This is a genomic window from Novosphingobium sp. EMRT-2, from assembly GCF_005145025.1.
Classification (GTDB): Bacteria; Pseudomonadota; Alphaproteobacteria; order Sphingomonadales; family Sphingomonadaceae; genus Novosphingobium.
Map to the genome: position 1 here is coordinate 2,722,992 of NZ_CP039695.1, position 14,793 is coordinate 2,737,784.

15 protein-coding genes are annotated in these 14,793 nt (G+C 65.4%); 14 read left to right on the forward strand and 1 reads right to left on the reverse strand.

Going from position 1 to position 14,793, the window contains the following annotated elements:
- The first annotated feature begins 84 nt into the window (after window positions 1-84).
- The 6 genes from FA702_RS13425 (at window position 85) to gdhA (ending at window position 6,013) form a co-directional block, all read left to right on the forward strand.
- Window positions 85-954, forward strand: a complete 870-nt coding sequence (locus FA702_RS13425; protein ID WP_136956537.1) for a hypothetical protein — start codon at window positions 85-87, stop codon at window positions 952-954.
- A gap of 94 nt (window positions 955-1,048) precedes the next feature.
- On the forward strand, window positions 1,049-1,528 hold the full coding sequence (gene rplO, locus FA702_RS13430) for a 50S ribosomal protein L15 (RefSeq protein WP_136956538.1): 480 nt from the start codon (window positions 1,049-1,051) through the stop codon (window positions 1,526-1,528).
- A gap of 123 nt (window positions 1,529-1,651) precedes the next feature.
- The gene (gene secY, locus FA702_RS13435; RefSeq protein WP_136956539.1) at window positions 1,652-3,019 is read left to right on the forward strand and encodes a preprotein translocase subunit SecY; all 1,368 of its coding nucleotides are present in this window, start codon (window positions 1,652-1,654) and stop codon (window positions 3,017-3,019) included.
- Window positions 3,020-3,063: 44 nt separating this feature from the next.
- Window positions 3,064-3,714 carry an adenylate kinase gene (locus FA702_RS13440; protein ID WP_136956540.1) on the forward strand — a complete coding sequence of 217 codons (651 nt, stop codon included), beginning with the start codon at window positions 3,064-3,066 and terminating at the stop codon, window positions 3,712-3,714.
- A 47-nt stretch (window positions 3,715-3,761) separates the two neighbouring features.
- The gene (locus tag FA702_RS13445; protein WP_136956541.1) at window positions 3,762-4,505 is read left to right on the forward strand and encodes an SRPBCC family protein; all 744 of its coding nucleotides are present in this window, start codon (window positions 3,762-3,764) and stop codon (window positions 4,503-4,505) included.
- Between the two features lie 152 nt (window positions 4,506-4,657).
- Complete coding sequence (gdhA, locus tag FA702_RS13450) at window positions 4,658-6,013, forward strand: NADP-specific glutamate dehydrogenase (RefSeq protein ID WP_136956542.1); 1,356 nt, start codon at window positions 4,658-4,660, stop codon at window positions 6,011-6,013.
- A 66-nt stretch (window positions 6,014-6,079) separates the two neighbouring features.
- On the opposite strand, the gene FA702_RS13455 is transcribed toward gdhA, so the two are convergent.
- Window positions 6,080-6,409: a hypothetical protein gene (locus FA702_RS13455; RefSeq protein WP_136956543.1), complete on the reverse strand. Its 330-nt coding sequence runs from the start codon at window positions 6,407-6,409 to the stop codon at window positions 6,080-6,082.
- A gap of 506 nt (window positions 6,410-6,915) precedes the next feature.
- Here FA702_RS13455 and rpsM point away from each other — a divergent pair.
- From rpsM to FA702_RS13495, 8 genes are all read left to right on the forward strand, one after another.
- Window positions 6,916-7,284, forward strand: coding sequence for a 30S ribosomal protein S13 (gene rpsM, locus FA702_RS13460; protein ID WP_124809378.1), 369 nt, complete (start codon window positions 6,916-6,918; stop codon window positions 7,282-7,284).
- Between the two features lie 54 nt (window positions 7,285-7,338).
- Window positions 7,339-7,728, forward strand: a complete 390-nt coding sequence (rpsK, locus tag FA702_RS13465; RefSeq protein WP_008065643.1) for a 30S ribosomal protein S11 — start codon at window positions 7,339-7,341, stop codon at window positions 7,726-7,728.
- 109 nt (window positions 7,729-7,837) lie between these two features.
- The gene (locus FA702_RS13470; protein ID WP_124809377.1) at window positions 7,838-8,899 is read left to right on the forward strand and encodes a DNA-directed RNA polymerase subunit alpha; all 1,062 of its coding nucleotides are present in this window, start codon (window positions 7,838-7,840) and stop codon (window positions 8,897-8,899) included.
- Between the two features lie 117 nt (window positions 8,900-9,016).
- The gene (gene rplQ, locus FA702_RS13475) at window positions 9,017-9,442 is read left to right on the forward strand and encodes a 50S ribosomal protein L17 (RefSeq protein WP_136956544.1); all 426 of its coding nucleotides are present in this window, start codon (window positions 9,017-9,019) and stop codon (window positions 9,440-9,442) included.
- 151 nt (window positions 9,443-9,593) lie between these two features.
- Window positions 9,594-11,762, forward strand: coding sequence for a prolyl oligopeptidase family protein (locus tag FA702_RS13480; protein ID WP_136956545.1), 2,169 nt, complete (start codon window positions 9,594-9,596; stop codon window positions 11,760-11,762).
- A 103-nt stretch (window positions 11,763-11,865) separates the two neighbouring features.
- A complete protein-coding gene (locus tag FA702_RS13485; RefSeq protein WP_136956546.1) occupies window positions 11,866-14,088 on the forward strand; it encodes a prolyl oligopeptidase family protein in 2,223 nt (740 codons plus the stop codon).
- 92 nt (window positions 14,089-14,180) lie between these two features.
- Window positions 14,181-14,504: a DUF1476 domain-containing protein gene (locus FA702_RS13490; protein ID WP_124809373.1), complete on the forward strand. Its 324-nt coding sequence runs from the start codon at window positions 14,181-14,183 to the stop codon at window positions 14,502-14,504.
- Entirely contained in the window at window positions 14,504-14,734 is a 231-nt protein-coding gene (locus tag FA702_RS13495) for a BolA/IbaG family iron-sulfur metabolism protein (RefSeq protein WP_136956547.1), read from the forward strand. Before FA702_RS13490 ends, FA702_RS13495 begins: the two co-directional genes overlap by 1 nt.
- Window positions 14,735-14,793 lie beyond the last annotated feature (59 nt).

Consider the following 14,793-nt stretch of genomic DNA (forward strand, 5'->3'; position numbering starts at 1 on the left):
CAGGATAGAGGGTTGCCCGCCGCGTCCGGCAGGGCGCTCGACTCGTCACGCTCCCGACGGTAAAATGCCAGACAGAGGGGCGGCGTGACGAATATTCCGGATCAGTTCTATAAATCGCGCACGACGGCGATCACCCTGTCGGTCGTTGCCTTTGCGGTCAGCTCGATCAGGCCGGAGAGCCTGCAGCAACTGAAAATATTCGACGTTCCCGTGGGATCGTTGAATACGCCCTTCCTGATTGTCGCGTTGCTGGCGGCAGCTGCGATCAGCCTGGCTTCGTTGTGGCTCAGTTATTACAACGCCATCAGACCCTATGTGCAGGGGCAGAATGAAATCGCCGAGCGGACGGCTCCCTATGAGCAACTCTACAAGAGGTTCGCGGCGGTAATCGACCAGATCGGCGCCCAGCAGCAATCGATCGAGGCGTTCGTGCACGATGCGGAGATCGCCAAAGCCTTGGAGACGCCCGATCGGATACCTAGCCGGGAGAGGCTTGCCCGAGCCGTTTCGGATGTCTGGCAGAAAGAGGATGCCAACTACGTGTGGCAGGCGCTGGAGAATCGAATAAGACTGCACATTCATGAAGATGGCTTAGCTAGCGTATTTGCTAGAGCTGTCGAGGAGACAGGGAGTGCAGCCTTGTTCGAGCGCATTAGCGAGCGTGTGGAAATGTTGCCATTCGCCGTCCAAGGGCGCGATATCGAAACGCTCCTACGGGTTTTGCAGGAGCAGGGGCCGCCAATGCTCGCCGAGTTGCGGGAGACGCGTGCGGGGTTCGACAAGCAACGGCGGTCCGTGAAGAACGCCATGCGCGCCTTGCGGGCGGAGGTCTTCTGGCTGGGCTTCTTGCTGCCCGCGTTGGTCTTCGGGATTGCCGCGCTGCATGGGATCGGCGCGTTGGGATTGCCGCTCGCGCCGTCGTTGCCGGAAGTTGTGCGAGAGTCATTGAGCTGATCGCAAAGCCCATTGTGGGGTGACAAGCCCCGCCGCTTCGCCTATGCGCGCCCATTCCATCAAGCGCGACTCAAAGCGAAAGCGAGTGCAAGACATGACCAAGCTGAACGATCTTCGTGACAACAATGGCGCCCGCAAGGGCCGGATGCGCGTCGGGCGCGGCATCGGTTCGGGCAAGGGCAAGACCGCCGGCCGCGGCCAGAAGGGCGCCAAGGCGCGTTCGGGCGTTTCGATTGCCGGATTCGAAGGCGGCCAGATGCCGCTGCACATGCGCCTGCCGAAGCGCGGCTTCAACAACATCTTCGCCAAGGACTATGCCGAGGTGAACCTGGGCCTGATCCAGAAGGCGATCGAGGCGGGCAAGCTCGATGCCGGTTCGGTGGTCGATCACGCGGCGCTCAAGGGCGCGGGCCTGGCCCGTGGCGGCAAGGACGGCGTGCGCCTGCTGGGCAAGGGCGAATTCTCGTCCAAGGTCAGCTTCAAGGTGGCCGGCGTCAGCAAGGGCGCCAAGGAAGCCGTCGAAAAGGCCGGCGGTTCGGTCGAAGTGATCGTCAAGGCCGCTCCCGCCGCCTGATTTATCGCTTGTTTCGGGCGCGGGGGTTCTTGCATCCCCGCGCCCGCACTATATGGGCTTGCTCATATAGTGAAGCGGGCCGGTTTTTCAGTCCGGCGCCACAGCGAGGCTTGAAACCCGAAAATGGCATCACGCGCCGATAACATCGCCAGCAACCTCAACCTGGCCAACTTCTCGAAGGCGACCGAGCTCAAGAAGCGCATCTGGTTCACGATCGGCGCGCTGATCGTTTTCCGCTTCCTCAGCTTCGTGCCGCTGCCGGGGGTGAACCCGCTGATCCTGGAATCGCTCTACGACCAGACGCGGGGCGGCATCCTTGATATCTTCAACGCCTTTTCGGGCGGTTCGCTCCAGCGCATGAGCCTGATCGCGCTGGGCGTGATGCCCTATATCACCGCCTCGATCGTGGTGCAGCTGGCCGCGTCGCTTCATCCGGCGCTGGCCGCGCTGAAGAAGGAAGGCGAAAGCGGGCGCAAGAAGCTGAACCAGTACACCCGCTATGGCGCGGTGTTCCTGACCGCTGTGCAGGGCTGGTTCCTCGCCTCGGGCCTTGAAGCCTATGGCGCGTCGAGCGGGCTGCAGGCGGTGGTCAATCCCGGCTACCTGTTCCGCGTCGGCGCGGTGGTCAGCCTGATCGGCGGCACGATGTTCCTGCTGTGGCTGGGCGAACAGATCACTTCGCGCGGGATCGGCAACGGCGTTTCGCTGATCATCATGGCCGGCATCGTCGCGCAGATGCCCAAGTTCATCTCGAACCTGTTCGAAGGTGGCCGCACCGGCTCGATCTCGCCCTTCGTGATCGCCGGCGTCACCGTGATGATCCTCGCGCTCGTGGTGATGATCTGCTTCATGGAGCGCGCCACCCGGCGCCTGCTGATCCAGTACCCCAAGCGCGCGACGCAGCGCGGCATGATGAATGCCGATCGCAGCCACCTGCCGCTGAAGATCAACACCGCCGGCGTCATCCCGCCGATCTTCGCCAGCTCGCTGCTGCTGCTGCCGCTGACCATCACGCAGTTCGCCGGCAACGCGCTGAAGCCGGATTCGGTGATGGGCAAGGTGGTGATCGCGCTGAACCAGTACCTTGGCCATGGCAAGCCGCTGTACATGCTGCTCTATGCGCTGGGCATCATCTTCTTCAGCTTCTTCTACACCGCCGTGGTGTTCAACCCCGAGGAAACCGCCGACAACCTGAAGCGCAACGGCGGCTTCATCCCCGGCATCCGCCCGGGCAAGAACACCGCGAACTACCTCGATTACGTGCTGACCCGCATCACCGTGCTGGGCGCAGCCTATATTACCATCGTCTGTGTTGTGCCCGAATACATCATGGCCGAAACGGGCATGGGCACGTTGTTCTTTGGCGGCACGAGCCTGCTGATCGTGGTCAACGTGACCGTGGACACGATCACGCAGATCCAGTCGCACCTGCTGGCGCACCAGTATGGCGACCTGATCAAGAAGGCCAAGCTGAAGGGACGCCTGCGCTGAGCAGCCTCGGCTGCTCGGAGAGGTGCAGAGAAGGGGGAATGCCGATGAATATCATCCTGCTGGGGCCGCCGGGAGCGGGCAAGGGCACACAGGCGCAGCGTCTGGTCGAACGCCATGGCATGAAGCAGCTTTCGACCGGCGACATGCTGCGCGCCGCGGTCAAGGCCGGCACGCCGGTGGGGCTGAAGGCCAAGGCCGTGATGGAAGCCGGCGAGCTGGTGTCCGACGAGATCGTCTCCGCGCTGATCGGCGACGAGCTGGACGCGATGCCGGCGGGCCAGGGCGCGATCTTCGACGGCTATCCGCGCACCGCGCCGCAGGCGGAATCGCTCGACGCCATCCTCGCCAGCCGCGGCCGCGCGCTGGATCACGTGATCGAGCTGGAAGTCAACGAGGATGCGCTGGTCGAGCGCATCACCGGCCGCTACACCTGCGCCACCTGCGGCAAGGGCTATCACGACACGTTCGAGCAACCCAAGGTTGCCGGCACCTGCGACAAGTGCGGCGGGCACGAGTTCAAGCGCCGTCCCGACGACAACGAGGAAACCGTCCGCACGCGCATGGCCGAATACCGCGCCAAGACCGCGCCGATCCTGCCGATCTACGAGGCGCGCGGCATCGTTTCGCGCGTGGACGGCATGGCCGAGATGGACGCGGTGACGGCCGCTATTGAGGCGATTCTCAAGAACGGATAAACAGCGCTGACGGGACTAGGCTGAGAGGCAAGCCAAGGGGGGCGCCTGTGCGGAATAAGGTTCTGGTAGGCGCCTTGCTGGCGGGCGCGATCACCATGCCCGCGTCGGCCGAAGTCACGGCGCAATCCGATGTCGGCTTCGTGGTCCGCGAAGTGGCCGACGTATCCGCCACGCCGGCCGAGACGTGGCGCGCGATGACCGCGCCCGGTGCCTGGTGGTCGTCGGCCCACACCTTTTCCGGCAGCGGTACCAACCTGTCGCTCAGCCCGACCGTCGGCGGCTGCTTCTGCGAGCGCTTCCCGCCGCCCAAGGGCACGCCGGCCACGCAGCCGGCGGGCGGCGTGCAGCACATGCGCGTGATCTACGTCGAGCCGAACCGCGTGCTGCGGCTGAGCGGCGCGCTCGGACCGCTCCAGTCCGAAGCGCTGACCGGTACGCTGACGATGGCCTTGCGCGCGACGGACACGGGCACGCACATCACCTGGGAATACGTTGTCGGCGGGTACATGCGCTACAAGGTCGACCAGATCGCGCCGGCGGTGGACCGGATGCTGGCGGAGCAGATCTCGCTGCTGGCCGCGCATATCGCCAAACCGGCCGCGCCCGTGCCCGCTGCGCCCAAACCTGGCAAGGCGACTCCCGCACAACCGGCGAAGGCTCCTTCCCCGGCCGCGCCTCCGGCCACCGCGCCGGGCGGGGACGAGGCGGCGAACGATGCCGCCAGGGCAGCTTTCGATGCCGCGCTCAAGAAGGCGCCCGCCAAGCGCCCGGGCGCGCAACCACGGCGTTGAACGCTTTTCGCGCGCGCTCTTTTGCCCGCGCGAAAAACGGCTAATCTCCCGGAAACAAAAGCGCGACTCGGAGTGTCCGGGGACAGGCGCGTCACGGGCCGCAGGCGTGTTCCGAAGCCAGGCGATCACGTCTGGCGCATGGGGAGAAGACCGTGGCCGTTTCCGATCATGTTGACCTGCCGACCTTCATGGAAGGCGTCAAGAAGCGCAACCCGTACCAGCCGGAGTTCGTCCAGGCGGTGCAGGAGGTTGCCGAGGACATTTTCGATTTCATCGCCGACAAGGAAGAATACCACGCGCAGCAGATCCTGCGCCGGATCGCCGAGCCGGACCGGGTGGTCTCGTTCCGCGTCTGCTGGGAAGACGACAACGGCAACATCCGCGTGCAGCGGGGCTGGCGCGTGCAGAACAACAACGCGATCGGCCCCTACAAGGGCGGCATCCGCTTCCATCCTTCCGTGACCGAATCCGTTCTGAAGTTCCTGGCCTTCGAGCAGACGTTCAAGAACGCCCTGACCGGTCTGCCGATGGGCGGCGGCAAGGGGGGATCGAACTTCAACCCCAAGGGCAAGAGCGTGCGCGAGATCATGCGCTTCTGCCAGAGCTTCATGACCGAGCTTTATCGCCACATCGGCGCCGACGTCGACGTGCCGGCGGGCGACATCGGCGTGGGCGGGCGCGAGATCGGCTTCATGTTCGGCCAGTACAAGCGCATCACCAACAACTTCACCGGGGTGCTGACCGGCAAGGGGCTGGAATGGGGCGGATCGCTGATCCGCACCGAGGCGACCGGTTATGGCGCGGTCTATTTCCTGGCCAACATGCTGGCGACGAAAGGCGAGGATCTTGTCGGCAAGACGGCGGTGATCTCGGGATCGGGCAATGTCGCCACCCACGCGGCGGAAAAGATCGTCCAGCTGGGCGGCAAAGTGCTGACACTGTCGGATTCGGGGGGCTTCATCCACGATCCCGACGGGATCACCCAGGAAAAGATCAACTGGGTGAAGACGCACAAGACCCATCGCCGGGGCCGCATTCAGGACTATGTGGAGGCATTCCCCGCTGCGACCTTCCACGAAGGCAAGACGCCGTGGGGCGTGCCGTGCGACGTGGCGCTGCCCTGCGCGACGCAGAACGAGCTGCTGGGCGAGGACGCGAAGATGCTGATCGCCAACGGCTGCCGCGCGGTTTCGGAAGGCGCCAACATGCCGACCGACCTTGACGGCGTGCACGTGTTCAAGGCGGCGAAGATCCTCTACGCCCCCGGCAAGGCGTCCAACGCGGGCGGCGTGGCGGTTTCGGGGCTGGAAATGAGCCAGAATTCGGAACGCCGCGCGTGGAAGGAGGACGAGCTCCAGCAGATGTTGAAGGACATCATGGCCGGCATTCACAGCTCTTGCCTGGCCTATGGCGATCAGGGCGGCGGCTATATCGACTATGTGAAGGGCGCGAACATCGCCGGCTTCAAGAAAGTGGCCGATGCGATGCTGGCGTTCGGCGTGGTCTGAAGCGGAACGGGCGGCGTCGCGGGGCGATGCCGCCTTTCCTGTTCGCGCGTCACACCGGCAGGGCGGTCAGGACGCGGAAACCCAGCCGCTCTGGTCCTTCTTGAGCACGACCACGAACTGCTGCGTGATCGGCGCGCTCGACCCCGGCGGCGTGGAGGTTACCTGCACCGTGCAGGCATAGGCGCCGTCCGGGCTGTTGGCGGCGTTGCAGGGGCCGCTGGAGGCGACGGTCGCGCGCGCGGCCGCCGTGACCAGCGCTTCGCGGGCATGGGGTTCCAGCGACGGCGGAAGGCCGGCAACCATCTGTTCGCGCGCCACCTTTTCGACATCGGCCGATGCCGGCCCGCCGAACAGGCTGCAGGCGGCGAGCAAAAGCGCGGTCGCTACAAGAATCACGCGTATCACGTCATGCCTCCCACCGGTCTTCCGTTTTCCCGTTTCCCTGCACCGGCGCGAAACCGCATTCCGGCGTCAAAGGGCCGTGCCGGACGCGATGCCGCCGTCCGAATCGCGACCGCGGAACGGTAACCGGATCATAGGCGGGAACGGGTCTTGTGGTTGTAAAAGCTTGTAAATTGGGCTCTTCATCGGCCGGACCCCAAGCGGGCGAGCGCAGAGTGATCGGCTTCCTTTGACCTCGGACCCGGTCTTGGCTATGATGCGCGTCACAGCAGCTTCGCGTGGTGACATGATGGTGTCATGCCGTCTTACGTGCGCGCAGCTTTCTGTTGACGCGGCTTGCGAATCCGCCTAAGCGCGCCTTTCACTCGATTTCAGGGAGACGTCCGGCAAGCGCGAACAAGACTGCGCTGTCCGGGCTTTTTGCCGTTTGAGCGGGTGAAACGCGATGAGATGGGGGTTGCGGCCGGATCGGCTCCTCCCCTGTGGAGCAGGAGAAACAAGTGGCTCGTATTGCCGGGGTAAACATCCCCACCAACAAGCGTGTTATCGTTGCGCTGACTTACATTCACGGTATCGGCCCGTTCAAGGCGAAGCAGATCGCCGACAAGCTGGGCATTGATCACAGCCGCCGCGTACAGGATCTGTCGGACGCCGAAGTGCTCCAGATCCGTGAAACGATCGACGCTGAACACACCGTGGAAGGCGATCTCCGTCGCGAAACCGCGATGAACATCAAGCGCCTGATGGACCTGGCCTGCTATCGCGGCCTGCGTCACCGCAAGGGCCTGCCGGTCCGCGGCCAGCGCACGCACACGAACGCCCGCACCCGCAAGGGCAAGGCCAAGCCGATCGCCGGCAAGAAGAAGTAAGATCGCGCCTTACAAGGCAGATCTTCCAACGGTTTCTCGACAGGATTTCAAGAAATGGCTCGCGAACCTCAGCGTATCAAGCGGCGGGAGCGCAAGAACATCACCAGTGGTGTCGCGCACGTCAATGCCAGCTTCAATAACACCATGATCACCATCACCGACGCCCAGGGCAACGCCATCAGCTGGTCCTCGGCCGGCATGATGGGCTTCAAGGGCAGCCGCAAGTCGACGCCCTATGCCGCGCAGGTTGCGGCGGACGACGCGGGCAAGAAGGCCGCCGAACACGGCGTCCGCACGCTCGAAGTCGAAGTGAAGGGCCCGGGTTCGGGTCGCGAAAGCGCGCTGCGCGCGCTGCAGGCGGTCGGCTTCACGATCACCGCGATCCGCGATGTGACGCCGATCCCGCACAACGGCGTTCGTCCGTCGAAGCGCCGTCGCGTCTGATCCTGCCCTTGGCGGCGCGTCACGGTACCTGACGCGCCCGCCCAATTCCGATCGGTCCGCGGCTCCCTCAGTCGACGGCCGGCGTCCCGACAAACCCCAGGGGAATTCCATGACTGTCAACATCAAGAACTGGCAGGAACTGAAGAAGCCCAACAATCTCGAGATCAAGCCCGGCTCTGATCCGAAGCGCCGTGCGACGTTCGTCGCCGAGCCGCTCGAGCGTGGCTTCGGCCTTACGCTCGGCAATGCGCTTCGCCGCGTGCTGCTCTCGTCGTTGCAGGGTGCTGCCGTCACCTCGATCAAGATCGAGAACGTGCTGCACGAGTTCTCGTCGCTCGCCGGGGTGCGCGAGGACGTGACCGACATCGTGCTCAACGTGAAGCAGATTGCGCTGAAGATGCAGGGCGAAGGCCCGAAGCGTCTCCAGCTTTCGGCGACCGGACCGGGCGAAGTGAAGGCCGGCGACATCGCCGTGACCGGCGACATCGAGGTGATGAACAAGGATCTCGTGATCTGTCATCTCGACGAAGGCGCGACCTTCAACATGGAACTGACGTGCGATACCGGCAAGGGCTATGTCCCCGCCGTGTCGAACCGTCCGGCCGACGCGCCGATCGGGCTGATCCCGATCGACTCGCTCTATTCGCCGGTGCGCCAGGTTTCCTACAAGGTCGACAACGCCCGTATCGGCCAGGAGCTTGACTTCGACAAGCTGAGCCTGACGGTCGAAACCGACGGCACCGTGACGCCGGAAGACGCCGTGGCCTATGCCGCGCGCATCCTGCAGGATCAGCTGGCGCTGTTCGTCCACTTCGACGATCAGGTGCCGACCGGCCACGTGCCCGCGATGGCCGGCCTTGCCGCGCACACGCCGGAAGAGAACGACGCCAACCAGCTCAACCGCTACCTGCTCAAGAAGGTGGACGAACTGGAGCTGTCGGTGCGGTCGGCCAACTGCCTCAAGAACGACAACATCATCTACATCGGCGATCTGGTCCAGAAGACCGAGGCCGAGATGCTGCGCACGCCGAACTTCGGCCGCAAGTCGCTCAACGAGATCAAGGAAGTCCTGTCGTCGATGGGCCTGCGCCTTGGCATGGACATCCCCGGCTGGCCGCCGGAAAACATCGAGGAAATGGCCAAGAAGCTCGAACAGGAGCTGCTGGGCTAAGCACGTCGCCCCGGCACCACGCCGGGGCTTCGTTGCATGGGGCAATGGGCGGCGCCCCGCAATGGCCGCCTGGATCGGGGTACCTGATACGGCCCCCCTACGAACGGAGAAAGAAACATGCGTCATAAGCTGGGCCAGCGGAAGCTGGGTCGTACCTCGTCCCACCGCATCGCGCTGCTGCGCAACCTGTCTGCCTCGCTGATCAAGCACGAGCAGATCACCACCACGCTGCCGAAGGCGCGCGAACTGCGTCCCTATATCGAAAAGCTGATCACGCTGGCCAAGAAGGGCGGCCTTTCCAACCGTCGCCTTGCCCACGCCCGTCTGCTGGACGATGCGCAGCTGGTGAAGCTGTTCGACGTGCTGGCCACCCGCTATGCCGATCGCAACGGTGGCTATACCCGCATCATCAAGGCCGGTTACCGCGCGTCGGACGCCGCGCCGATCGCCGTGATCGAACTGATCGACCGTGACACCTCGGCCAAGGGCCAGGATTCCGGCCCGGTCATCATGGCCGACGAGGACGAATACGAAGCCGCCTGATCGCGCTTCGCGTCATCGCAAAACAGGAAAACGGGCGGGGCCAGGTGGCTTCCGCCCGTTTTCTTATGTTGCTGCCCTGCGGTTGGCCTTGCCGCAAGGGCGCGGCGAATTACGTTGGAGGTCCGGTTCCGGACAGAGACAACGAGGGCGCATGGCGAAGATTGGCACAGCAGGGCTTTTCGTATCGGCGACCGCGCTCGCGCTCGGGACCGTACCACTCTTCACCGCACAGGCTGCCTCCGTGACATCCCAGACTCCCGTTCTTCCCGCCTATCCCGCCACGGCACGCGGCCCCGTCGTCGACGAGGCCTTCGGCGAGAAGGTGCCCGATCCCTATCGCTGGCTGGAGGCGGATGTCCGCACTGATGCGGCGGTGGAGCAGTGGGTGGCCGCGCAAAGCGCGTTCACCGCCGCCTATCTCGCGCAATTGCCCGAGCGCGCGGCGTTCGAGACGCGGCTGCACGCCCTGTTCGATTACCAGCGCTATGGCGTGCCGGTGGAAGAGGGCGGCCGGCTGTTCTATGCCTATAACAGCGGGCTGATGAACCAGGCGCAGCTGCTGGTGCGCGACAAGGATGCGCCGGCGGACACCGCCCGCGTGCTGCTCGATCCGAACACCTGGGCCAAGGACGGGGCGACCGCGCTCGATGCGTGGAAGCCTTCGCCGGATGGCAACCTGCTGGCCTATACGGTGCAGGACGGCGGTTCGGACTGGCGCACACTGAAATTCGTGCGGGCGGCGGACGGGTCATCGCTGGCCGATGAGCTGCGCTGGGTGAAGTTCAGCGGGATCGCCTGGGCGGGCGACGACGGCGTGCTCTATTCACGCTTTCCCGAACCGAAGCAGGGCGCGGCCTTCCAGGCGCTGAACTACGACCAGACGATCTATTACCACAAGCTGGGCACGCCCCAGTCGCAGGACCGGGCGGTCTATGCGACGCCGGACCGCCCCAAGCTGGGGCACGGCGCCAGCGTGACCAGCGACGGGCGCTGGATGGTCGTGTCGAGCCACGAAGGCACCGACCCGCTGGCGATCGTGCATGTCGCGCCGATCGGACGGGGCGACTGGACCGTGAAGTCGCTGGTGCCGGACCTGAAGGCGCAGTGGGACCTGATCGATGGCGTAGGCGACCGGCTGTGGTTCGTTTCGGGCGATGGCGCGCCGCTCAAGAAGATCGTGCGGGTGGACCTGTCCGGGCCGGAGCCGGTGTTCACGACCGTGGTGTCCGAAAGCGACAGCAATCTCGAATGGGCGCATATCGTGGGCGACCGCATCGTCGCGGCCTATCTCAAGGACGTGAAGTCCGAATTGCGGCTGTTCACGCTCGACGGAAAGCCGCTGGGCACGGCGACGCTGCCGGGGCCGGGGACGGTGGCGGGGTTGAGCGGCAAGCCGGGGCGGGCCAATGGCTACCTCGCCTTTACCAGCTTTACTACGCCGGGCACGGTCCATGCGTTCGACAGCGCGAGCGGCAAGACGGCGGTCTGGCAGCCGGTCAAGCTCACGTTCCGGCCGGAAGACTACCGCATTGACCAGGTGTTCTACCCGTCGAAGGACGGCACGAAAGTGCCGATGTTCGTGGTGCGGCGCAAGGATGCCGGCGGGCCGGTGCCGACGATCCTCTACGGCTATGGCGGCTTCAACATCGGCCTGCCGCCCGCCTATTCCGCCGCGCGCATGGCGTGGCTGGAAAGCGGCGGGGCCTATGCCGTGGCCAACCTGCGCGGCGGCGGCGAATATGGCGATGCCTGGCACGATGCCGGCCGGCGCGCGAAGAAGCAGAACGTGTTCGACGATTTCATCGCGGCCGGCGAATGGCTGATCGCCAACGGCGTGACGCCCAAGAACGGCCTGGCCATCGAGGGCGGCTCCAACGGCGGGTTGCTGGCGGGGGCGGTGGTCAATCAGCGGCCCGACCTGTTCGCCGCGGCCCATCCGGCGGTGGGCGTCATGGACATGCTGCGCTTCGACCAGTTCACCGCTGGGCGCTATTGGGTGGATGACTATGGCTATCCGGAAAAGGAAGCCGACTGGCGCGTGCTGCGCGCCTATTCCCCCTACCACAACATCCGCGCGGGCGCGGCCTATCCGGCGATTCTGGTGACCACCGCCGATACCGACGATCGCGTGGTGCCGGGGCACAGCTTCAAGTACGCGGCGGCGTTGCAGGCGGCGGACATCGGGCCGAAGCCGCACCTGATCCGCATCGAAACGCGCGCCGGGCACGGGTCGGGCAAGCCGGTGGCCAAGCAGATCGAGGAAACCGCGGACGTCTATGCCTTCCTGGCGCACTGGACGGGCCTGTCACCCCGGCCATAACCGGTGCAAATCGCGCTCGCCTTGGCGCCGTGGTCGGTGCTAGGTTGTTGAAACAAGCAGATAGACATTCTGCGCAATACGTTTGGGAGCAGGACACAGGAACATGCCGCGCGTGCCACGCCTCTGGCTGGGTGCCGTGTTGGCGCTTCTCTCCCCGGCGGCATGGGCGGCCGGCGGGAACGCGAACGACGGTATCGATATGGACGTTGCGCCCGTCCATGCCGAGCATGCGCCCGTGCCGCCTGCGCGGCTGGTTCTGCCCAAAGCCGCCTACCCCGTCACCCGGCGCGATCCGCTGGTCGAGCATGTCTTCGGGCAGGACGTGGCCGATCCCTATCGCTGGCTGGAAGGGGACCTGCGCAGCAACGGCGATGTCGCGGACTGGGTGAAGCGCCAGAACGCGACGAGCGCGTCCTACCTTGCGCAACTGCCAGGGCGCGGCGCGATGGAAGCCCGCATCCGCGCGCTGTTCAACTACGAACGCTTCAGCCTGCCGCGCAAGGCGGGACGCAGCTATTTCTATCTGCGCAACGGCGGCCTGCAGAACCAGTCCGCCCTCTATGTGCAGGGGTCGGAGGACAAGCAGGGGCGCTTGCTGATCGATCCCAACGGCTGGTCGCAGGACGGGGCGGTGGCGCTCGATGCCTGGGTGCCTTCGCGCGGTGGGCGCCTGCTGGCCTACACGGTGCAGGAAGACGGCAGCGACTGGCGCACGGTGCGCGTTGTCGATGTCGCCAACGGCAAGGTGCTGGACGACCGGCTGGCCTGGGCCAACGACACGCAGATCGGCTGGATCGGCGACGAAGGCTTCCTCTATTCGCGCTTTCCGCAACCGGCGGCCGGCGAGGAATACCGCGCGCCGACCTATAATAAGGCGATCTGGTATCACCGCGTCGGCACGTCCCAGGCCGAGGACCAGCTTGTCTATGCGACGCCCGACCATCCCGAATGGTCGCACAAGGCCACGGTGAGTTCGGACGGGCGCTGGGCGGTCATCACCAGCGAGATCAGCACGCTGCCCCGCCACGCCATCCACGTGATCGACTTGCGCCATCATGTGAAGGGCGAATGGCCGGTCCGCGCGATCATCCCCGATTTCGAGCACGACTGGAAGTTCGTGGAAGGCATGGGGGACCGGCTGTGGTTCATCACCAATGCCGGCGCGCCGCATTACCGCATGACGCGGCTGGATCTGTCGCGCGAGACGCCGGCCTGGCAGGAGGTGATCCCGGAGCGGACCGACACGCTCGACAGCGGGGCCATCATCGGCAACCGCCTGATCCTGTCCTACCTGCACGACGGCGCGCGGACGGCGATGGTCACCGATTTCGCCGGGCGTCCGTCGCGCGCGATCACGCTCGACACGATCGGATCGGCCAGCGGGTTCGTGGGGCGGCCGGGTGATCCCGAGACGTTCTACCAGTTCTCCAGCTTCAACCAGCCCCCGGCGATCTTCCGCTTCGACATGCGTTCGGGCAAGGCCACGCCGTTCATCATGCCGCGCCTGGCGTTCAATCCGGCCGACTACGTGGTGGAGCAGCGCACCTATCCGTCGAAGGACGGGACGATGGTGCCGATGTATATCGTGCGCAGCAAGGCGCTGGCCCAGGCGAACAAGCCCGCGCCCACGCTGCTTTACGGCTATGGCGGCTTCGACATCTCGCTGACGCCGGGCTTTTCGGCGGTGCGGATGGCGTGGCTGCAATCGGGCGGGGTGTTCGCGCTGGCCAACATTCGCGGGGGCGGGGAGTTCGGCAAGGCCTGGCACGACGCGGGACGGCTGGACCGGAAGCAGAACAGCTTCGACGATTTCATCGCGGCGGGCGAATACCTGATCCGCCAGGGCATCACCCCGCGCGACGGGCTGGCGGTGCAGGGCGGCTCCAACGGCGGGTTGCTGGTGGGCGCGGTGGTCAACCAGCGCCCGGAACTGTTCGCGGCGGCCAACCCCGACGTGGGGGTGATGGACATGCTGCGGTTCGACCGGTTCACGTCGGGCCGGTTCTGGGTGGACGATTACGGCAGCCCCGAAAAGGAAGCCGACTGGCGCGTGCTGCGGGCCTATTCGCCCTATCACAACGTGCATGGCGCGGCTTATCCGGCGGTGCTGGTCACCACCGCGGATACCGACGACCGGGTCGTGCCCGCACACAGTTTCAAGTACGTCGCTGCGCTGCAGGCCGCCGATACCGGCGACAAGCCGCATCTGCTGCGGGTGGAAAGCAAGGCCGGCCACGGATCGGGCAAGCCGGTGGAGAAGGTCATCGCGTCCGGCGCGGATGTGCTTTCGTTCCTGGCCTACTGGACCGGTCTGAAGGTGGAATAGCCGCCAGAGGTCGCGAAAACCGCGATGCGCCCTTGCGGGCTGGCCACAGGCTCATTATCCGCTTCGGGAAAGACCGAAGGGACTTACTGGCCATGACGATGTTTGACGATCGCGAGCGCGCCGAGGAAGCGAAGTTCGCCCGTGACGAGGAAACGCTGTTCCGCATTCATGCGCGGCGCAACCGCCTGCTGGGGCAGTGGGCCGCCGAACGCATGGGCCTCGATGCCGCGGAAACCGAAGCCTATGCCAAGTCCGTCGTCCAGGCGGATTTCGAGGAAGCCGGTGACGAGGACGTGATCCGCAAGCTGCTGGGCGATCTGGTGTCGGCCGGCGTCGAAACCGACGAGGCCGAAATCCGCGCGGCGATGGACGCCAAGGCGGTGGATGCGCGCCGCCAGCTGATGGGCGAAGCCTGATGGCCATGGCTGCGGCCGAGATCGAGGCGATGATCCGCGCCGCGCTGCCGGACGCGGAGGTGACCATCACCGATCTTGCCGGCGACGGCGATCACTATGCCGCCCATGTCGTGTCGTCCTCGTTCCAGGGGCTTTCGCGCGTTGCCCAGCACAAGGCGGTCTATGCCGCGCTGGGTGGCCGCATGGGCGGTGTGCTGCACGCCTTGCAATTGACCACGGCCGCCGCCTGAACGGAGAACCTGCGCAAAGGCGCTTGTAACTGACGCCGGCAGTTCCCAGTTTGAGCGGC